The organism is Amycolatopsis sp. NPDC000009, assembly GCF_055563465.1.
Map to the genome: position 1 here is coordinate 1,169,993 of NZ_JBVHDI010000001.1, position 19,481 is coordinate 1,189,473.

20 protein-coding genes are annotated in these 19,481 nt (G+C 70.7%); 18 read left to right on the plus strand and 2 right to left on the minus strand.

Going from position 1 to position 19,481, the window contains the following annotated elements; translation table 11 throughout:
- Window positions 1-426 precede the first annotated feature (426 nt).
- Genes ACZ3HL_RS05850 through ACZ3HL_RS05885 form a run of 8 tightly spaced genes read left to right on the plus strand, consistent with a single transcriptional unit; the run spans window position 427 to window position 7,215 of the window.
- Window positions 427-1,038 carry a prepilin peptidase gene (locus tag ACZ3HL_RS05850; RefSeq protein ID WP_465529031.1) on the plus strand — a complete coding sequence of 204 codons (612 nt, stop codon included), beginning with the start codon at window positions 427-429 and terminating at the stop codon, window positions 1,036-1,038.
- Between the two features lie 35 nt (window positions 1,039-1,073).
- Window positions 1,074-2,261 (plus strand): chorismate synthase, encoded by a 1,188-nt coding sequence (aroC, locus tag ACZ3HL_RS05855; RefSeq protein WP_465412308.1) that lies wholly within the window; start codon window positions 1,074-1,076, stop codon window positions 2,259-2,261.
- Window positions 2,258-2,782 carry a shikimate kinase gene (locus tag ACZ3HL_RS05860; RefSeq protein ID WP_465529033.1) on the plus strand — a complete coding sequence of 175 codons (525 nt, stop codon included), beginning with the start codon at window positions 2,258-2,260 and terminating at the stop codon, window positions 2,780-2,782. The genes aroC and ACZ3HL_RS05860 overlap by 4 nt, the downstream gene beginning before the upstream one ends.
- The gene (locus ACZ3HL_RS05865; RefSeq protein WP_465412310.1) at window positions 2,779-3,201 is read left to right on the plus strand and encodes a hypothetical protein; all 423 of its coding nucleotides are present in this window, start codon (window positions 2,779-2,781) and stop codon (window positions 3,199-3,201) included. The genes ACZ3HL_RS05860 and ACZ3HL_RS05865 overlap by 4 nt, the downstream gene beginning before the upstream one ends.
- Window positions 3,202-3,209: 8 nt before the next feature.
- Window positions 3,210-4,319 carry a 3-dehydroquinate synthase gene (gene aroB / locus ACZ3HL_RS05870; protein ID WP_465412311.1) on the plus strand — a complete coding sequence of 370 codons (1,110 nt, stop codon included), beginning with the start codon at window positions 3,210-3,212 and terminating at the stop codon, window positions 4,317-4,319.
- Window positions 4,316-4,747 carry a type II 3-dehydroquinate dehydratase gene (aroQ, locus tag ACZ3HL_RS05875; RefSeq protein WP_465529035.1) on the plus strand — a complete coding sequence of 144 codons (432 nt, stop codon included), beginning with the start codon at window positions 4,316-4,318 and terminating at the stop codon, window positions 4,745-4,747. Before aroB ends, aroQ begins: the two co-directional genes overlap by 4 nt.
- On the plus strand, window positions 4,744-5,670 hold the full coding sequence (locus tag ACZ3HL_RS05880) for a GNAT family N-acetyltransferase (protein ID WP_465529037.1): 927 nt from the start codon (window positions 4,744-4,746) through the stop codon (window positions 5,668-5,670). The genes aroQ and ACZ3HL_RS05880 overlap by 4 nt, the downstream gene beginning before the upstream one ends.
- 60 nt (window positions 5,671-5,730) lie before the next feature.
- Window positions 5,731-7,215, plus strand: coding sequence for a glycoside hydrolase family protein (locus ACZ3HL_RS05885; protein WP_465529131.1), 1,485 nt, complete (start codon window positions 5,731-5,733; stop codon window positions 7,213-7,215).
- Here ACZ3HL_RS05885 and ACZ3HL_RS05890 read toward each other — a convergent pair.
- Window positions 7,170-7,577 carry a B-4DMT family transporter gene (locus ACZ3HL_RS05890; protein WP_465412520.1) on the minus strand — a complete coding sequence of 136 codons (408 nt, stop codon included), beginning with the start codon at window positions 7,575-7,577 and terminating at the stop codon, window positions 7,170-7,172. The two genes, ACZ3HL_RS05885 and ACZ3HL_RS05890, sit on opposite strands and share 46 nt — an antisense overlap.
- Before the next feature lie 214 nt (window positions 7,578-7,791).
- Between ACZ3HL_RS05890 and ACZ3HL_RS05895 the strand changes: the two genes are divergently transcribed.
- The 3 genes from ACZ3HL_RS05895 to nusB are packed head-to-tail and all read left to right on the plus strand — an operon-like array spanning window position 7,792 to window position 9,949.
- A complete protein-coding gene (locus ACZ3HL_RS05895; RefSeq protein WP_465529039.1) occupies window positions 7,792-8,883 on the plus strand; it encodes a M24 family metallopeptidase in 1,092 nt (363 codons plus the stop codon).
- 38 nt (window positions 8,884-8,921) lie between these two features.
- Window positions 8,922-9,485, plus strand: coding sequence for an elongation factor P (gene efp / locus ACZ3HL_RS05900; protein WP_005152384.1), 564 nt, complete (start codon window positions 8,922-8,924; stop codon window positions 9,483-9,485).
- On the plus strand, window positions 9,485-9,949 hold the full coding sequence (nusB, locus tag ACZ3HL_RS05905) for a transcription antitermination factor NusB (RefSeq protein ID WP_005152382.1): 465 nt from the start codon (window positions 9,485-9,487) through the stop codon (window positions 9,947-9,949). Before efp ends, nusB begins: the two co-directional genes overlap by 1 nt.
- 109 nt (window positions 9,950-10,058) lie before the next feature.
- Here nusB and bldD read toward each other — a convergent pair whose 3' ends face one another.
- Window positions 10,059-10,547 carry a transcriptional regulator BldD gene (gene bldD / locus ACZ3HL_RS05910; protein ID WP_003096372.1) on the minus strand — a complete coding sequence of 163 codons (489 nt, stop codon included), beginning with the start codon at window positions 10,545-10,547 and terminating at the stop codon, window positions 10,059-10,061.
- Window positions 10,548-10,807: 260 nt separating this feature from the next.
- Here bldD and pyrR point away from each other — a divergent pair, with 260 nt between their 5' ends.
- From pyrR to pyrF, 7 genes are read left to right on the plus strand one after another with little or no spacing between them, the layout of a single operon-like run.
- Window positions 10,808-11,401 (plus strand): bifunctional pyr operon transcriptional regulator/uracil phosphoribosyltransferase PyrR, encoded by a 594-nt coding sequence (pyrR, locus tag ACZ3HL_RS05915; protein ID WP_126731718.1) that lies wholly within the window; start codon window positions 10,808-10,810, stop codon window positions 11,399-11,401.
- Window positions 11,401-12,333, plus strand: a complete 933-nt coding sequence (locus tag ACZ3HL_RS05920) for an aspartate carbamoyltransferase catalytic subunit (protein WP_034311667.1) — start codon at window positions 11,401-11,403, stop codon at window positions 12,331-12,333. The genes pyrR and ACZ3HL_RS05920 overlap by 1 nt, the downstream gene beginning before the upstream one ends.
- Window positions 12,330-13,622, plus strand: coding sequence for a dihydroorotase (locus ACZ3HL_RS05925; RefSeq protein ID WP_465529041.1), 1,293 nt, complete (start codon window positions 12,330-12,332; stop codon window positions 13,620-13,622). Before ACZ3HL_RS05920 ends, ACZ3HL_RS05925 begins: the two co-directional genes overlap by 4 nt.
- Window positions 13,619-14,128: a PH-like domain-containing protein gene (locus ACZ3HL_RS05930; protein WP_125675032.1), complete on the plus strand. Its 510-nt coding sequence runs from the start codon at window positions 13,619-13,621 to the stop codon at window positions 14,126-14,128. The genes ACZ3HL_RS05925 and ACZ3HL_RS05930 overlap by 4 nt, the downstream gene beginning before the upstream one ends.
- Entirely contained in the window at window positions 14,128-15,306 is a 1,179-nt protein-coding gene (gene carA / locus ACZ3HL_RS05935; RefSeq protein WP_465529043.1) for a glutamine-hydrolyzing carbamoyl-phosphate synthase small subunit, read from the plus strand. The genes ACZ3HL_RS05930 and carA overlap by 1 nt, the downstream gene beginning before the upstream one ends.
- Window positions 15,306-18,620, plus strand: a complete 3,315-nt coding sequence (gene carB / locus ACZ3HL_RS05940) for a carbamoyl-phosphate synthase large subunit (protein WP_465412317.1) — start codon at window positions 15,306-15,308, stop codon at window positions 18,618-18,620. Before carA ends, carB begins: the two co-directional genes overlap by 1 nt.
- Window positions 18,617-19,456, plus strand: coding sequence for an orotidine-5'-phosphate decarboxylase (gene pyrF, locus ACZ3HL_RS05945; RefSeq protein WP_465412318.1), 840 nt, complete (start codon window positions 18,617-18,619; stop codon window positions 19,454-19,456). The genes carB and pyrF overlap by 4 nt, the downstream gene beginning before the upstream one ends.
- The last annotated feature ends 25 nt before the right edge of the window (window positions 19,457-19,481 follow it).

The following is a 19,481-nucleotide window of genomic DNA, read 5'->3' on the forward strand; positions in this document are numbered from 1 at the left end:
GCGAAGGGAGCTTTTCCCGCGTCTCATGCGACGAAAGCTCCTTCACCGCATGAGACGCGGTGAAGGGACCTTTCAGTCCACTGCCGCGCACCTGGCTCCCGTCGGCTCCCACCGCCGCACCCGGCTCCCGTCGGTTCTCACCGCCGCACCCGGCTCCGCCCGGCTCCCGCCGCCGCCGCGCCCGGCTCCCGCCGCCGCGCCCGGCTCCCGCCGCTCCGCCCGGCTCCCGCCGCCGCCGCGCCCGGCTCCTGTCGGCTCCCACCGCCGCCGCGCCCGGATCCCTTCACCCCAGCTTCCGCGCGCCCGTGCATGAACGGTCCGTTCACGACTTCCGTACCACGCCCGACCTGCCGAAAGCACGTGAAAGTCCCGGTCACGAAAAGGAATCCTTGCCGCACCGAGCGCGACCGGCGCACTCTTGATCTTGTGTTCACGCCGATCGCCTTCGCGGTGGCGGGCGCCGGATCGGCGCTCGCCACGCGCTCCTGCCTGCGCCGGGCCGGAGCACCGATCACGGCGTGGGCCGCTGCCCTCACCGCAGCGGCGCTCGTCGCGGTCTGGCTCCGGCACGACGCCGGAGCCTGGCCGGCGTGGTGGCTCGCCGTCCCGGCCGTGCTGACCGTCTTCGCCGTCCCGCTGGCGCTCGCCGATCTGAAGTACCGCCGCCTGCCCGACGTCCTCACGCTGCCCGCGTACCCGGCACTGGCCGCCGCCCTCGCGGTCGCCGCGCAGGGAGGAGGAGCGGCCATCGCGTGGCGGGCTGTACTCGGCGCGCTGATCTTCGGCGGGGCGCACGCGCTCGTGCACGCGGTGTCGCCGCGCTCGCTCGGCGCCGGGGACGTGAAGCTCGCGGGCAGCCTGGGAGCGGTCCTCGCCGCCACGGGCTGGCCGTCGGTCGTGCTCGGCGCCGTCGCCGCGGCGCTACTGAGCGTGGCGCTCGCGGTGGGCGGGCCCCGGCATCCCACGGTGCCACACGGGCCCGGTCTTCTGGTCGCGGCGTGGGTACTCGCCGTCGTCGCCGGACCAGGCCCTGGATAGCGGGACAGAGAGGAGGTTGTGACAGGATCTGTCAGGTGTTGCGCTGGATAACCGCAGGGGAATCGCACGGACCCGCCCTCGCCGCCATCCTGGAAGGGATGCCCGCCGGGGTCGAGGTCACCACCGCCGAAGTGGGCGAGCAGCTCGCGCGCCGGAGGCTCGGCTTCGGCCGTAGCCCCCGGATGGGCTTCGAGACCGACCACATCGAGTTCACCGGCGGCGTCCGGCACGGGCTCACCCAGGGCGGCCCCGTCGCGGTCCAGATCGAGAACGCCGAGTGGCCCAAGTGGGAGAAGGTCATGTCGGCCGATCCCGTGCCCGCCGAGGAGCTGGAAGGCCTCGCGCGCAACGAGCCGCTGACGCGTCCCCGGCCCGGCCACGCGGATCTGCCCGGGATGCAGAAGTACGGCTTCCCGGAGGCCCGGCCGGTGCTGGAGCGCGCGAGCGCCCGCGAGACGGCGTCCCGCACGGCGCTCGGCACGGTGGCCCGCGCGTACCTCAAGCAGCTGCTCGGGGTCGAGATCCTCAGCCACGTCGTGTCCATCGGCGGCGCGTCGGCGCCCGAGGGCCCGTTGCCGGTGCCGTCGGACCTGCCCGGCATCGACGAGAGCCCGGTCCGCGCCTTCGGCCAGGAGGGGACCGACGCGATGGTCGCCGAGGTCGACGCGGTGCGGAAGGCGGGTGACACCGTCGGCGGCGTGATCGAGGTGATCGCCTACGGCCTGCCGCCGGGTCTCGGCTCGCACGTCCACTGGGACCGCAGGCTCGACGCCCGGCTCGCCGGCGCGCTCATGGGCGTCCAGGCGATGAAGGGCGTGGAGGTCGGCGACGGCTTCACCACGGCCAAGCGCTGGGGCAGCCAGGCCCACGACGAGATCGACCGCGGCACCGGCCCGGTCGGGGTGACCCGCCGGTCCAACCGCGCGGGCGGCCTCGAAGGCGGCATCACCAACGGTGAGCCGCTGCGCGTGCGCGTCGCCATGAAGCCGATCTCGACCGTCCCCAAGGCACTGTCCACTGTGGATGTCACCACCGGCGAACCCGCGGTGGCCATCCACCAGCGCTCCGACGTCTGCGCGGTGCCCAGGGCCGGGGTCGTGCTGGAGTCGGTGGTCGCGCTGGTGCTCGCGGACGCCGCGCTGGAGAAGTTCGGCGGCGACTCGCTGGCCGAGGGCAAGCGCAACGCCGAGGCCTACCTGAAGGCGCTCGAGGAGCGCTGGTGACTCCTCGCGCGGTGATCATCGGGCCACCGGGATCGGGCAAGAGCACGGTCGGCCCGGCGCTCGCCGCCCGGCTCGGTCTCGCGTTCCGCGACAGCGACGACGACATCGTCGCGAGCGCGGGCAAGCCCATCACCGACATCTTCGCCGAGGAGGGCGAGCCCGCCTTCCGCGCGCTGGAGGAGGAGATGGTCGCGAAGGCGCTGGCCGAGCACGACGGTGTCCTCTCGCTGGGCGGGGGAGCGCCGATCACGCCGGGCACCCGCGAACGGCTGGCCGGGCACACCGTGATCTTCCTGAACGTCGGGATGGCCGCGGGCGTCCAGCGCGCCGGGCTCTCGACCGCGCGCCCGCTGCTGGCCGGGGTGAACCCCCGCGCCACCTACAAGGCGCTCCTCGACGCGCGCCTGCCGGTGTACCGCGAGGTCGCCACGTTCGAGATCGAGACCGACCGCCTGACCGCCGACGAGGTCGTCGAGGCCGCCCTCATCGAGCTGCACGAGATCAGCAAGGATCGAGCATGAAACGCACCACCGCCGGCGTACTGCTCGCCGTCGTGGCCCTCACCTTGACCGCGTGTGGCGAGGAGAAGCAGCCCGCGGGCGCCGACGTCGTCCAGACCGGAGCGGCCACCAGCGGCGCACCCGCGTCGGCCGCTCCGGAAGCGGATGTCGCGGCCGACGTGAAGGTCACCAAATGCGACAGTGGCAGCTACACGCCGAAGATCACCATCGAGGTCACCAACAGCACCGCGGAAGACGCGCGGTACGCCGTCACCATCGCGATCAAGGACGCCGACGGCAAGGCCTCCGGTGAGGCGCTGTTCGCGAAGAACCGGATGACGCCCGGCCAGAAGGTGACCGAAGAGATCCCGGGGGACACCCCGGTCAAGGGCAAGATCACCTGCGAGGTCGCGAGGGCCAAGCGGCTTCCGCCGAAGTGAGGGGAACGATGACCGAGCCGGTCCGCATCACCGTCAACACCGCCAAGCCCTACGACGTCGTCATCGGCCGCGGCTTGCTCGGCGAGCTCACCGAGCAGCTCGCCGACGCCTCCAAGGTCGCGCTGATCCACCCGCCGACGCTGACGACCACCGCCGAGGCCATCCGCGACGAACTGGCCGAGGCAGGCATCGACGCGCACCGGGTCGAGATCCCCGACGCCGAGGACGGCAAGGCGCTCACCGTCGCCAGCTTCTGCTGGGAAGTCCTCGGCCGTATCGGCCTCGACCGCCAGGGTGTGGTCGTCGGGCTCGGCGGCGGCGCCGTGACCGACCTCGCCGGGTTCGTCGCCGCCACCTGGATGCGCGGTGTCCGCCTGGTCAACGTGCCCACCACGCTGCTGGGCATGGTCGACGCCTCCCTCGGCGGGAAGACCGGCATCAACACCGAGGCGGGCAAGAACCTGGTCGGCGTCTTCCACGAGCCGAGCGCGGTCCTCGTCGACCTCGCGACGCTGGAAACGTTGCCCCCCAACGAACTCGTGGCCGGAATGGCCGAGGTGGTCAAGGCCGGGTTCATCGCCGACCCGCGCATCGTCGAACTCGTCGAGCAGGATCCCGCGGCGGCGCTGGACACCACCGGCGAGGTCCTCGGTGAGCTGGTCCGCCGATCGATCCAGGTCAAGGCCGACGTCGTCGCCGCGGATCTGCGCGAGTCGGATCTGCGCGAGATCCTCAACTACGGCCACACACTCGCCCACGCCATCGAGCGCCGCGAGCGGTACCGGTGGCGCCACGGCGCGGCGGTCAGTGTCGGCCTGGTGTTCGCCGCCGAACTCGCGCGGCTGGCCGGCCGTCTCGACGACGCCACCGCCGAGCGGCACGCGAAGGTCCTCAAGATGCTGGGCCTGCCGACCACCTACGACCCCGACGCGCTCCCGCAGCTGCTGGAGACGATGAAGGGCGACAAGAAGACCCGTTCGGGCGTGCTGCGCTTCGTCGTCCTCGACGGGCTCGCGAAACCGGGCAGGCTGGAAGGCCCGGACCCGTCGCTGCTCGCCGCGGCGTACTCGGTCGTGGCGGGCGAAGCGCCCAAGCCCGGCGGGAGCGTGCTGCTGTGAAGGTGCTCGTCCTCAACGGACCCAACCTGGGCAGGCTCGGCCTGCGCGAGCCCGGCATCTACGGTTCGGCCACGCACGCGGACCTGGTCTCCACTTGCCTCGACACCGGCAAGGAACTGGGGATCGACGTCGAGGTCCGGCAGACCGACCACGAGGGCGAGATGGTCGGCTGGCTGCACGAAGCCGCCGACGCGGGCTGGCCGGTGGTGCTCAACGCGGCCGCGTGGACGCACTACTCGATCGCGGTGCGCGACGCCGCCGCCCAGCTCAAGGCACCGCTGATCGAGCTGCACATCTCCAACGTGCACAAGCGCGAGCAGTTCCGGCACCACAGCGTGCTGTCGGATGTCGCCACCGCGGTCATCGCCGGGCTCGGGGTCGACGGATACCCGCTGGCCCTGCGCTGGATGGCCGCGAACGCGGCGTGAACAACCCGCCCACGCTCGAGACCGCGAGGCTGCGGTTACGTGCGCTGACGGAGGCGGACACCGACGCGATCGTCGAGCTCTTCGCCGATCCGGAGATGAGCGCGCATTTCGCGGTGCCGCTCACCGAGCCGGACCGAGTCCGCGAGATGGTCGGTCGCAGGTTGTCCTACGACGGCCCGGCGAGCATGGGGCACTGGGCGATCGAACGCGACGGAGAGGTGATCGGCCTCGCGCATCTCCGCCCGTCGCGGGAACTGCCCGGGGACGTGCCGGAGCTCGGCTATTACCTGTCGCGGGCACACGGCGGGCAGGGCCTCGCGACCGAGGCCGCGAAGGCACTGCTGGCGCACGGACTCGTCGGGCTCGGCCTGTCGTCGGTGTGGGCACTGGTCGGCGAGTCCAATGTATCCAGTCAGAACCTGTTGCGGCGCTTGGGTTTTCTCGATGTCGGTGGTGGCGACCACTACGGCAGCGGGCCGCATCGGGTCTTCGTCGCGTTGCCGTCGGACCACGGCCGCGCGCACCACATCGAGCTGTGGGTGCCCGATCTCGGCCGCGCGGAGGAGAGCTGGGGCTGGCTGCTCGGCGAGCTCGGCTGGCGGGAGTTCCAGCGCTGGCCCGCCGGGGTCAGCTGGAAACACGGCGCGACCTATCTCGTCGTCGAGCGTTCTCCGGCGCTCAGCGGTGAAAAGCACGACCGCACCGCCCCGGGCCTGAACCATCTCGCCCTGCACGTCGAGTCCCGCGAACGGGTGAACGAACTGGCCGCGAAGGCCCTCGAACACGGCTGGTCGCCGATGTTCGCGGACAAGTATCCGTATGCGGGCGGTGATCGCCACTACGCCGCCTACCTCGAAAACGCCGACGGTTTCGAAGTGGAATTGGTCGCTCTCCCGGGTACTGACGTCACTCGACCGGATTAAGGCTCGCTACACTCGGCCATCATGCGCCTTTTTCGTGGGGGTCGGCGACCCGCCCGTGCCGTGGTGGCCATCCTCGCGGCCGGCGCGGTCCTCGTGGCGTGCAGTGACGGCACTGTGCAGTCCCAGGCCGACGGCAAGGGCGGCGGGATCGGCGGAGCCCAGCAGGCGCCCAAGGAAAAGCCGCGCCCGATGGACGTCGAGCTCGCGACGAGCGATCCGCGGGCGAGCGGCGGTGTGGTGGCCGCGGGCGATCAGGACGCGGTCTACAACTACGGCCCGACCGTGATGCGGGACGGCGGCAAGCTCAAGATGTGGTGGTGCAGCCAGTACGGCAGTGCCCAGCCGCCCGGTGACGACGTCCTCTACGCGCAGTCGTCCTCGCTCGACGGTCCGTTCACCGGTCCGTCCGGTGGTGGCCCGGCGGCGGTGTTCTCGGGCGCGCCCGGCGGTTTCGACGGCATGCACACCTGCGATCCGTCGGTGATCAAGGTCGGCTCGACCTACTACATGTATTACACCGGCGCGGCGGGCGACCACGCGCTCGGCAACTCGATCGGCCTCGCGACCAGTCCCGACGGGCTCACCTGGACGCGGGCGGCGGGTGGGAAGCCGATCATCGGGCCGTCGCACGACGTGCACCGCGCCAACGTCTACGGCGCCGGTCAGCCCTCGGCGGTGTACCTCGACGGCTGGTTCTACGTGCTCTTCACCGACACCACGGCGAAGGGCGCCGGATGGAACGGCGCCGGGCAGTTCCTGCTCCGCGCCAAGGACGCGGCCTTCACCCGTGGCGTGGAAACGCTGGGGGAGCAGGGCTTCGTCGCCAAGCCCAGCACGACCTCGCCGCGTCCCCGTTCGCTGGTCGACGGGTTCAGCACCGATCTGATGTGGGTCGGTTCGCTCGACGCCTTCGTGATCGCGCACGAGACCGAAAAGGGCACCACGCTCACGTTCTGGACCAGGGATTTCTCTGCGCAGCCGTACCGGCAGGCGCTCATCCCCGGCGCGTGGAAGGAAGGCCCTGGCCTGGTCCGGCGGCCCGACGGCCACGCGCCGCTCTCCTCGGGTGACGTGTGCGACCGGGTCCCGTTCGACGTCGTCCGCGCCACGGTCATCGGCGGCGCGGCGGCGCCGACCGACCTGAAGCACTTCGGCCTGGATGTCCGCGGTTCGCGGGCGTGCGACGGCGACGCCCGGATCCGGACCTCGTTCGAAGGCGTCGCGATGCCGTCGCCGCAGCGGACCATCGACCTGGTTGCCGACGGCGCCCTGGTGCGGGTCGACCGGCGCTCGGTGGCGGCGGCGCTCGCGGGCGAGGTGCTGAACCAGCGGCTCAAGTTCGTGGAAAACCTCCCGCTGGCGGCGCGGTTGAGCGCCGGTGCGCGGATGGTGCACGCGCCGGGCCGGGGGTTCGGCGTGGTGCTCGACGGCAAGCTCTTCGCGCTGCCCGACGGCGGGGCGGCGGCGCTGAACGACTCGTCCGTCGAAGAGATCGCCGATCAGGCCTGGGACGGCTTCCCGGTGGGTTTCTCGCTCGCGGGCTGATCGGCCTTGGTGATGCGGCCGCCGACGAACAGGCCGAGCCCGGCCGGGATGAGCACCAGCAGGGCCGAGAAGGCGGCGCCGCCGGTGAGCGCGCCGCCGAGTTCCGAGGCACCGGTCTGATCGACGAACACCGCGCGGCCGATCACGTACAGCACGCCGGAGACCGGACCGGCGATCAGCGCCGCGATGAACCAGTTCTTGCCGCGTTCGGGTTTGCCCTGCCAGGCGTCGACGGCGCCCCAGCCCGCGGCCGCGCCGACCAGCACGGCGAGGGTGAGGGCGGTGACGAGGGTCTTGTCGGTGGGGTTGAAGACCTCGTACTTGGCCAGCACGGTGACGGCCGCGCCGTGCAGCAGCGCCATCACGAGTCCACGAGTCAGCCACGGTGCCATTGGGGGAGTTTAACTCGCCAGTAGCGGCCGGTGGAAAGTCCGTGAAGGCCCCCTTCCCTCGGCTCAGCCGCGTGAAGGGGGCCTTCACGCGGCGACGCTGTTGCGGGAGGTGCTGCTGAGGCCGGCACGGACCCCGCGGCACAGGTGGCGCGAGCGGCAGGCGAAACCCCCTAAACTCCATCACGTGCGTGAATACTTCTCTCGCCGCCGCGCGGCGCTGCGTTCCCTGCTGGCCGACTCCGGGGTGGACGCGCTGCTGGTCACGGACCTGCTCAACATCAGGTACCTGACCGGCTTCACCGGGTCCAACGCCGCTCTCCTCGTCCACGGGAGCGGCGACGACAAGACGATCTTCTGCACCGACGGCCGCTACCAGGTCCAGTCGGCGACGGAGGTGCCCGATCTCGAACGGGTGCTGGACCGCGCGAGCGCGGCGAAGCTGGCCGATCTGGCGGCCGAGAAGAAGCTCGGCAAGACCGGCTTCGAGAGCCAGCACGTCAGCGTCGAGCAGCACGAAGACCTCAAGGTCCGCTTCGACCGCGTCGAGCTGGTCCGGACGCCCGGCCTCGTCGAGCAGCTGCGGCTGGTCAAGGACGAGCAGGAGATCGAGGCGCTGCGCCAGGCGTGCGCGGCGGCCGACCGGGCGCTGGAGGACCTGGTGTCCGCCGGCGGGCTCCGGCCGGGCCGCACCGAGCTGGACGTCGCCCGTGACCTCGAGAACCGCATGCTCGGCCACGGCTCGACGGGGCCTTCGTTCGACACGATCGTCGCGGCGGGCGCCAATTCGGCGATCCCGCACCACCGGCCCACCTCGGCCGTGCTGGCGACCGGCGATTTCGTCAAGATCGACTTCGGCGCCACGGTCGACGGCTACCACTCCGACATGACCCGCACGTTCGTGCTCGGCAAGCCCGCGGCCTGGCAGGAGGAGATCTACGAGCTGGTCCAGCGCGCGCAGGCGGCGGGCTGCGACGCCGTCCTCCCCGGCGCCGAAGTGTCCGAAGTGGACAAAGCGGCCCGTGGGGTGATCGTCGGCGCGGGACGCGGCGAGGAGTTCGGCCACGGCCTCGGCCACGGCGTCGGACTGCAGGTGCACGAGGCGCCCAGTCTCGCCGCCACCGGCGTCGGTACACTGTCCGCCGGTATGGCCGTCACCGTCGAGCCTGGTGTGTATCTGCCCGGACGCGGAGGCGTGCGCATCGAGGACACGCTGGTCGTGCGGGAAGGTACGCCCGAACTCCTCACGCTGAGCACCAAGGAACTCGTGGTCGTCTGACGGCGGCCCGGAAGATCGACACAGGAGACTGCACACTCGTGGCCACCACCAACGACCTGAAGAACGGGCTCGTCCTCAACCTCGACGGCCAGCTCTGGACCGTCACCGCGTTCCAGCACGTCAAGCCGGGCAAGGGCGGCGCGTTCGTCCGCACCACGCTCAAGCACGTGCTCACCGGCAAGGTCGTCGACAAGACCTTCAACGCGGGGACGAAGGTCGACACGGCCACCGTCGACCGCCGCAACATGACGTACCTGTACAAGGACGGCGCGGACTTCGTGTTCATGGACGCGGAGACCTACGACCAGATCACCGTCCTGGCCGAGACCGTCGGCGACAACGCGAACTACCTGCTCGAGAACTTCGAGGTCCAGGTCGCGGTGCACGAGGGTGTCCCGCTGTACATCGAGCTGCCGACCTCGGTCGAGCTGATCGTCCAGCACACCGACCCCGGCCTGCAGGGCGACCGCTCCACCGGTGGCACCAAGCCCGCCACCCTGGAGACCGGCGCCGAGATCCAGGTGCCGCTGTTCCTCACCACCGGCGAGAAGATCAAGGTCGACACCCGTGACGGCCGCTACCTGGGCCGCGTCTCCAGCTGATGGCCGGTTCAGACAAGTCCGGCAAGTCGCCGAACCGCGGCGGGCCGATCAGCCGCCGCCAGGCCCGCAAGCGCGCGGTCGAGATGATGTACGAGGCCGCCCAGCGCGGTGCCGACGCGGTGACGCTGCTGGCGGACCGGGTCGGTTCGGTCGAGGTCGACCCGATCGCGGACTACACGATCTCGCTGGTCGAAGGCGTCACCGGCCGCAAGACCCAGATCGACGAGCTGCTCTCCGAGCACGCTCAGGGCTGGACGCTGGACCGGATGCCGCCGGTGGACCTGGCGGTGCTCCGCGTCGGCGTCTACGAGCTGCTGTGGGCCGAGGACGTGCCGGACCCGGTCGCCATCGACGAGGCCGTCGGGCTGGCGAAGGAGCTGTCGACCGACGACTCGCCGCGTTTCGTGAACGGCGTGCTCGGCCGGATCGGCACCATCGCGGACCGGCTCCGCGCGGTCCTGTAGAAGACGTACTACAACGGGCCGTGTCCTCTGCCGAGGGCACGGCCCGTTCTCGTGCTCGGTGGTGCCGGTTGGCGTTTCCGGTCCCCCCGGACCGAAAACGTCGCCATCTCTAGTCCTCTTTGGACGGTCGAGCCTCGGGCGGCAGCACACCCCAGTCGATCAGCTGCTCGGTGAGCTCGCCGGGGGTCATGTCGTAGATGATCGCCAGCGAACGGAGGTCCTCGGTGCGGATCGAGAGCACCTTGCCGTTGTAGTCGCCGCGCTGGCTCTGGATGGTGGCGGCGTAGCGGGCGAGCGGCCCGACCTTCTCCGCCGGGAGCTGCTGGAGACGCTCCAGGTTGATGACGATCTTCGTGGCGGGCTCGGCGCCTGACGGCACCCGGCCCTCCGGCAGCAGCTCGACCACCGGGACGCCGTAGAAATCGGCGAGCTCGGCGAGCTTCTGCACGGTGACGGCACGGTCTCCGCGCTCGTACGAACCGACGACGACGGCCTTCCAGCGGCCTCCGGACTTCTGCTCGACCCCGTGCAGGGACAGGCCCTGCTGCTGGCGGATCCCGCGGAGCTTGGCCCCGAGCGCCTTGGCGTAATCGCCCATCTGGTGGTTCTCCGTTTCCTCACCCCCAACCGGTCGGGGTGACCGATCCAGGGGACTCCTAGAGTCGAATACTCAGAGTAATGGTTACGCATAGTTGTCACCAGGTCAAGCGGGTGCTTTCGAGAGGTCTTCGTCACCTGGGGCGCGCCACTCGTAAGAATGAGCCTCCGCTCCTGCTAGTGTCGGTTCGATTTCCTCGCCAAGCAGGAAGTCGACGTCCTTTAAGGACCCGTCCAGAGAGGCGGGGAAGGAGGTCCGCCTTGTCGTCACGCCCGCGTGGCGCGGCGGAACCGGCGGGAGAGCGCGAGCTGCTCTCGTCCGGCGATGTCGCGCGCACGATCGCCCGAATGGCCCACCAGGTCATCGAGAAGACCGCTCTCGGTGCCGGTGGCTCGACTCCGCCCGTGTTGCTGGGCATCCCCACCCGGGGGACCCCGCTCGCCCTGCGGCTCGCGGACAAGATCGCCGAGTTCTCCGGCATCCGTCCGCCGACCGGCGCGCTGGACATCACGCTCTACCGCGATGATCTCCGCCGCCGCCCGCCCCGCGCGCTCGAACATTCGCAGCTGCCGCCGACCGGTATCGACGACGCGGTGGTGATCCTGGTCGACGACGTGCTGTTCTCCGGCCGCACCATCCGCGCCGCCCTCGACGCCCTGCGCGACCACGGCCGCCCGCGCGCGGTCCAGCTGGCCGTGCTGGTCGACCGCGGTCACCGCGAACTGCCGATCCGCGCCGACTACGTGGGCAAGAACGTGCCCACCTCGCGCGCCGAGGGAATCGAGGTCCTGCTGTCCGAAGTGGACGGACGGGACTCGGTTCTGCTTCGCGCGCAACCAGAAGGAGATCGATAGTGAAGCACCTGCTCGCCACCGACGGGCTCGACCCGGCGCTCGCGACAGCCGTGCTGGACACCGCGGAAGAGCTCAAGCACACCTTGCTGGGCCGCGAGGTCCGCAAACTGCCGACGTTGCGCGGCCGCACCGTCATCACGCTGTTCTACGAGAACTCGACCCGCACCCGTGTCTCGTTCGAGATCGCGGGGAAGTGGATGAGCGCCGACGTGATCAACGTCTCCGCGTCCAGTTCCTCGGTCAACAAGGGCGAATCGCTGCGGGACACCGCGCTGACGCTGGCCGCGGCCGGCGCCGACTGCGTGATCATCCGGCATCCCGCCTCCGGTGCGGCGCAGCGGCTTTCGGGCTGGCTCGCCGAAGCGGGGACGGCGGTCGTCAACGCCGGGGACGGCACCCACGAGCATCCGACGCAGGCGCTGCTCGACGCGGCCACGCTGCGGGAGCGCCTCGGATCGTTCGAAGGCCGCCGCATCGGGATCGTCGGCGACGTCCTGCACAGCCGGGTCGCGCGGTCGAACATCCACCTGCTGTCCTCGCTGGGCGCGGAGGTGGTGCTCGTCGCGCCGCCGACGCTGCTGCCGGCGGGGGTGGAGAGCCTGCCGGTCACGGTGTCGCACGAACTCGACGCCGAACTGCCCGCGCTCGACGCGGTCATGATGCTGCGGGTCCAGGCGGAGCGCATGCACGGGGGCTTCTTCCCGAGCGCCCGCGAGTACTCGATCGCGTACGGCCTCAACGAACGGCGGATGAAGCTGCTGCCCGAGCACGCCGTCGTCCTGCACCCCGGCCCGATGCTGCGCGGGATGGAGATCGCCTCGGCGGTCGCCGACTCCCCGGCCTCGGCCATCACCGAACAGGTCCGCAACGGCGTCCACGTGCGCATGGCGGTCCTCTACCACCTGCTCGCCAGCGAAGGAGCCGCCGCGTGACCACCGTCCTGATCAAGGGCGCCCGACCCTACGGCGAGGGCGATCCGGTCGACGTGCTCGTCGAGGACGGCGTGATCACCGACATCGGCGCCCTTGACGTTCCTGACGACGCCGAAGTGATCGACGCGGGCGGCCAGGTGCTGCTCCCCGGTTTCGTCGACCTGCACACCCACCTGCGCGAACCGGGCCGCGAGGACACCGAGACGATCGCCACCGGTTCGGCCGCGGCCGCGCTCGGCGGCTACACCGCGGTGTTCGCCATGGCCAACACCGACCCGGTGGCCGACAACGCGGTGATCGTCGACCACGTGTGGCGCCGCGGCCAGGAGGCCGGGCTGGTCGACGTGCACCCGGTCGGCGCGGTCACCGTGGGCCTCAAGGGCGAGAAGCTCGCCGAGCTGGGCACCATGGCGAAGTCCGAAGCCCAGGTGAAGGTGTTCTCCGACGACGGCCTCTGCGTCGCGGACCCGCTGCTCATGCGCCGCGCGCTGGAGTACTCGACGGCGCTCGGCGTGGTCATCGCCCAGCACGCCGAGGAGCCGCGGCTGACCGTCGGCGCTCAGGCGCACGAAGGTGAGCAGGCCGCGCGCCTGGGCTACACCGGCTGGCCCGCTTCGGCGGAGGAGTCGATCGTCGCCCGTGACTGCCTGCTCGCCGAGCACGCGAACGCGCGGCTGCACGTCTGCCATGTTTCGACCTCGGGTACCGCGGACATCCTCAAGTGGGCCAAGGACCGCGGCACCAAGGTCTCGGCCGAGGTCACCCCGCACCACCTGCTGCTGACCGACGAGCGGCTCGCGACCTACGATCCGGTCAACAAGGTCAACCCGCCGCTGCGCACGGAGTCCGACGCGGAGAAGCTGCGCGCCGCGCTGGCCGAGGGCGTCATCGACTGCGTCGCGACCGACCACGCGCCGCACGCTGTCCAGGACAAGGACTGCGAGTGGAGTTCGGCCAGGCCGGGCATGCTCGGTTTGCAGACCGCGCTGTCGATCGTGGTCGAGACCATGGTCCGCACCGGTCTGCTGGACTGGCGGGGCGTCGCGCGGGTGATGAGCGAGCGGCCCGCCGAGATCGGCAACCTGTCCGACCACGGCCGTCCGATCGAGGTCGGCGAACCGGCCAACCTGACGCTGGTGGACCCGGAAACCGAATGGACCGTGCGGGGCGCCGAGTTCGCGAGCATCGCGGCGAACACCCCGTACGAAGGAATGCGGCTCCCCGGCGTGGTGACGGCGACGTTGCTGCGCGGGCGGATCACCGCGCGGGAAGGGAAGATCGCGCAATGAGCGACCGGATTCTGCTGACCCTGGCGGTCTTCGCCTTCTTCCTGTTCTGCGTCTTCCTGATGTGGCGCGGCTGGCGCCGCAAGTCCCGTGCGCAGAGCGTGCAGGTGCCGCCGTTCCCGGAGATCCCCGCGGAGCCCGGTGAGGCGTCGCTCGAATCGACCGGCGTCTACATCAGCACCACCACGGCGGGGCACTGGCAGGAGCGCGTGGTCACCCGCGGCGCCGGCCTGCGCACCGGCGCGGTGTGGCGCCTGCACGAAGACGGCATCGCCATCGAACGCGGTGGCGCCCCGGACTTCTGGATCCCGCGCGCCTCGGTCACCGGCGTCCGCAAGGACAAGGGGATGGCCGGGAAGGTGATGGGCATCGACGCGCTGCTCGTCGTCACCTGGCTGGCAGGCGACGTCGAACTGGACACCGGATTCCGCGGCGACGACGTCGACGACTATCCACAGTGGATCGAAGCTTTGCAAGACACCCGCAACGACATCAAGGGAGGTGCCTGATGAACACGGCGCAAAAACACGGCACCAGGACTGCGCTGACCGGTTCTCGGCTGGAAAGCGCACCTCGAAGCCCCGCCGCGCTGGTCCTCGAAGACGGCCGCGTGTTCCGCGGCTCCGCGTACGGCGCCCGCGGCCGCAGCCTGGGTGAGGCGGTGTTCTGCACCGGGATGACCGGCTACCAGGAGACGCTGACCGACCCCTCCTACCACCGGCAGATCGTGGTCCAGACCGCGCCGCAGATCGGCAACACCGGCTGGAACGACGAGGACGACGAGTCCTCGCGGATCTGGGTCTCGGGCTACGTCGTCCGCGACCCCGCGCGCACCCCGTCCAACTGGCGATCCAAGCGCACGCTGGACGAGGAACTGGAGCGCCAGGGCGTCGTCGGGATCTCCGAGGTGGACACCCGCACGCTGACCCGGCACCTGCGCGAGCAGGGCGCCATGCGGTCCGGTGTGTTCTCGGGCGACGCGCTCGGCACCGACGAGGAGATGCTCGCGCAGGTGCAGGCGAGCCCGCAGATGAAGGGCGCCGACCTCGCCGGTGAAGTCACCACGAAGCAGGCGTACGTCGTCGAGGCGCAGGGCGAGCGGAAGTTCCGCGTGGCCGCGCTGGACCTGGGCATCAAGTCCAACACCCCGCGCCTGATGGCCGCGCGCGGCATCGAGGTGCACGTGCTGCCCTCGTCGTCCACTGTGGACGATCTGCTCGCGGTCGAGGCCGACGGCGTGTTCCTGTCCAACGGCCCCGGCGACCCGGCGACCACCGCGCACGCCACCGAGCTGACGAAATCGGTGCTGCAGCGGGAGATCCCGCTGTTCGGCATCTGCTTCGGCAACCAGATCCTCGGCCGCGCGCTGGGGCTGGGCACCTACAAGATGCGCTACGGCCACCGCGGCATCAACATCCCGGTGATCGACGTGGCCACCAAACGCGTCGCGATCACCGCGCAGAATCACGGTTTCGCCCTCGAAGGCGAGCCGGGCCAGCGGTTCGAGTCGCCGTTCGGCGCCGCGCAGATCTCGCACTACTGCCCGAACGACGACACCGTCGAAGGTGTCCGCGCGTTCGACGTCCCCGCGTTCTCGGTGCAGTACCACCCCGAGGCCGCCGCCGGCCCGCACGACGCGGCCCCCCTGTTCGATGAGTTCGTGAGCTTGATGGAGAAGGCCAAGTAATGCCGAAGAGGACAGACATCCAGCACGTGCTGGTGATCGGCTCCGGGCCGATCGTGATCGGCCAGGCGGCGGAGTTCGACTACTCCGGCACCCAGGCCTGCCGCGTACTCCGCGAAGAGGGACTGCGCGTCTCGCTGGTGAACTCGAACCCGGCGACCATCATGACCGACCCCGAGTTCGCCGACGCCACCTACATCGAGCCGGTCACGCCGGAATTCGTCGAGAAGGTCATCGCCGAGGAACGCCCCGACGCGATCCTCGCGACCCTCGGCGGGCAGACGGCGCTGAACTGCGCGGTCGCCCTGCACGACCGCGGCGTGCTCGAGAAGTACGGCGTCGAGCTGATCGGCGCCGACGTCGACGCCATCCAGCGCGGCGAGGACCGGCAGAAGTTCAAGGACATCGTCCGCACCATCGGCGGTGAGGTGCCGCGGTCGCGGGTCTGCCACGACATGGACGAGGTCCGCGCGACCGTCGCCGAGGTCGGCCTCCCGGTGGTCATCCGGCCGTCGTTCACCATGGGCGGGCTCGGCTCGGGCATGGCGCACACCGACGAGGAACTGGAGCGCCTCGCCTCCACCGGCCTCACCGAGTCGCCGGTCACCGAGGTGCTCATCGAGGAGAGCGTCCTCGGCTGGAAGGAGTTCGAACTCGAGCTCATGCGCGACCGGCACGACAACGTGGTGGTCGTCTGCTCGATCGAGAACATCGACGCGATGGGCGTGCACACCGGCGACTCGGTCACCGTCGCGCCCGCGATGACCCTGACCGACCGCGAGTACCAGCACATGCGCGACGTCGGCATCGCCGTCCTGCGCGAGGTCGGCGTCGACACCGGCGGCTGCAACATCCAGTTCGCGATCAACCCCGAGGACGGCCGCATGGTCGTCATCGAGATGAACCCCCGCGTGTCGCGGTCGAGCGCGCTGGCGTCGAAGGCGACCGGGTTCCCGATCGCCAAGATCGCCGCGAAACTCGCCATCGGCTACACCCTCGACGAGATCCGCAACGACATCACCGGCGAGACCCCGGCGGCCTTCGAGCCGACGCTGGACTACGTCGTGGTGAAGGTGCCGCGGTTCGCCTTCGAGAAGTTCCCCGGCGCGGACCCGACGCTGACCACGACGATGAAGAGCGTCGGCGAGGCGATGTCGTTCGGCCGCAGCTTCCCCGAGGCGCTCGGCAAGGCGCTGCGGTCCATCGACACCAAGGCCACCGGCTTCTGGACCCGGCCCGACCCCGAGGGCGCGACGCTGGAGTCCGTACTGGAAGCCCTGCGCACGCCGCACGACGGCCGTCTGTACGAGGTCGAGCGGGCGCTGCGGTTCGGCGCCACGGTCCAGCAGGTGCACGAGGCGTCGGGCATCGACCCCTGGTTCATCGACCAGATCGCCCTCATCGGCGAGGTCGGCGCCGAGGTCCGCGACGCCCAGGTCCTCGACGAGCCGTTGCTGCGGCGCGCCAAGCGGACCGGCCTCTCCGACCGCCAGATCGCCTCGCTGCGGCCGGAACTGGCGGGCGAGGACGGCGTCCGCGCGCTGCGCCGCCGTCTCGGCGTGCGGCCGGTGTACAAGACCGTCGACACCTGCGCGGCCGAGTTCGCGGCCAAGACGCCGTACCACTACTCGGCCTACGAGACCGACCCCGCGGCGCAGTCGGAGATCACCGCGCAGACCGACAAGCCGAAGGTCCTGATCCTCGGCTCCGGGCCGAACCGCATCGGGCAGGGCATCGAGTTCGACTACTCGTGCGTGCACGCCGCGATCGCCCTGCGCGAGGCCGGTTTCGAGGCCGTCATGGTCAACTGCAACCCCGAGACCGTCTCCACCGACTACGACACCTCGGACCGGCTCTACTTCGAGCCGTTGTCGTTCGAGGACGTCCTCGAAGTGGTCAACGCCGAGCAGGAGTCGGGCACCGTCGCCGGGGTCATCGTGCAGCTGGGCGGCCAGACCCCGCTCTCGCTCGCGAAGCGCCTCGCCGACGCCGGCGTCCCCGTGATCGGCACCTCCCCGGACGCGATCCACCTGGCCGAAGACCGCGGCGCGTTCGGCGAGGTCCTCACCGACGCCGGGCTGCCCGCGCCGAAGTACGGCACGGCGACCTCGTTCGAGGGCGCGAAGCGGATCGCCGACCAGATCGGCTACCCGGTCCTCGTGCGGCCGTCCTACGTGCTCGGCGGGCGCGGCATGGAGATCGTCTACGACGAGGAGTCCCTCGCCGGCTACATCCACCGCGCCACCGAGGTCACCCCCGAGCACCCGGTGCTGGTGGACCGGTTCCTCGACGACGCCATCGAGATCGACGTCGACGCGCTGTTCGACGGCGACGAGCTCTTCCTCGGCGGCGTCATGGAGCACATCGAGGAGGCCGGGATCCACTCCGGCGACTCCTCGTGCGCGCTGCCGCCGATCACGCTGGGCCGGACCGACATCGAGACGGTGCGCCGCTCGACCGAGGCCATCGCGCGCGGCGTCGGCGTCCGCGGGCTCCTGAACGTCCAGTACGCGCTCAAGGACGACGTCCTGTACGTCCTGGAGGCCAACCCGCGCGCGTCGCGGACGGTGCCGTTCGTGTCCAAGGCGACCGCGGTGCCGCTGGCGAAGGCCGCCGCGCTGATCATGACCGGCTCGTCGATCAAGGATCTGCGCGAGTCCGGCGTCCTGCCCGCCGAGGGTGACGGCGGCCACATGCCCGCCGATTCGCCGGTCGCGGTCAAGGAGGCGGTCCTGCCGTTCCACCGCTTCCGCACGCCCGAGGGCCACGGTGTCGACTCGCTGCTCGGCCCGGAGATGAAGTCCACGGGCGAGGTCATGGGCGTGGACGTCTCCTTCGGCAAGGCGTTCGCCAAGTCGCAGGCCGGCGCCTACGGTTCGTTGCCGACGTCGGGCAAGGTGTTCGTCTCCGTCGCCAACCGCGACAAGCGTTCGCTGGTGTTCCCGGTGAAGCGGCTGGCGGACCTCGGTTTCGAGATCCTCGCCACGTCCGGCACCGCGGAAGTGTTGCGGCGCAACGGGATCGCCTGCACCGTCGTGCGCAAGCACTACGAGGGTTCCGCCGAGGGCGAACAGAACGTCGTCGACGTCATCCTCAGCGGTGAGGTGCAGATGGTGATCAACACCCCGTACGGCAACAGCGGTCCCCGCATCGACGGCTACGAGATCCGCACCGCCGCGGTGTCCAGGGACATCCCCTGCATCACCACGGTGCAGGGCGCGGCGGCCGCCGTGCACGGGATAGAGGCCGTCATCAAGGGCGACATCGGCGTGCGGTCACTGCAGAGTCTCCAGGCGGCGCTGAAGGCCAAGGCATGAGCGAGCGGTTCGGGGCGAGGCTGGCGCGGGCGGTCGCCGAGAAGGGACCACTCTGCGCCGGCATCGACCCCCATCCCGGGTTGCTCCAGGCGTGGGGTCTCCCCGCGGACGCGAGCGGTTTGGAGAAGTTCGCCCTCACGGCCGCTGAGACGCTCGCGCCCGAGGTCGCGGTGATCAAGCCCCAGTCGGCCTTTTTCGAGGCCTACGGGCCTCCTGGGGTCGCCGTTCTGGCCAAGACGATGAAGGTGTGCCGGGAGGCGGGCGCGCTCGTCCTGCTGGACGTCAAACGCGGCGACATCGGTTCGACGATGGCGGCGTACACGGCGGCGTTCCTGCCCGCCGGCGCGGAACTCGAGGCGGACGCCATCACGGTGTCGCCGTACCTCGGGTTCGGTTCGCTGGCCCCCGCGATCGACGTCGCGCAGGCACAGGGCAAGGGGCTGATCGTGCTCGCGCGCACCTCGAACCCGGAGGCGCAGGGACTGCAGAACGCCTTGCTGCCCAACGGAAAGACCGTCGCGCAGGACATCGTCGACACGGCGGCCGCGTACAACGCGGGCGTCGGGCCGCTGGGTGACATCGGGGTCGTCGTCGGCGCCACCATCGCGCCGGGGGAGCTCGATCTGAGCAACCTGAACGGTCCCGTCCTGGCGCCCGGTTTCGGGGCGCAGGGGGCCACTCCGGCCGATTTGCGGGCCCTTTTCGGGCCGGGACTCCCGGGTGTGCTGCCCGCGTCCTCCCGTGACGTCCTCAAGCACGGGCCGGACCCGGAGGCGTTGCGTGCGGCCGTTCGGCGGACCCGGGATTCCCTCGGTCCCCTGGAAAAAGGCCAATAGCAGGCCCGGGAATCCGTCATGACCA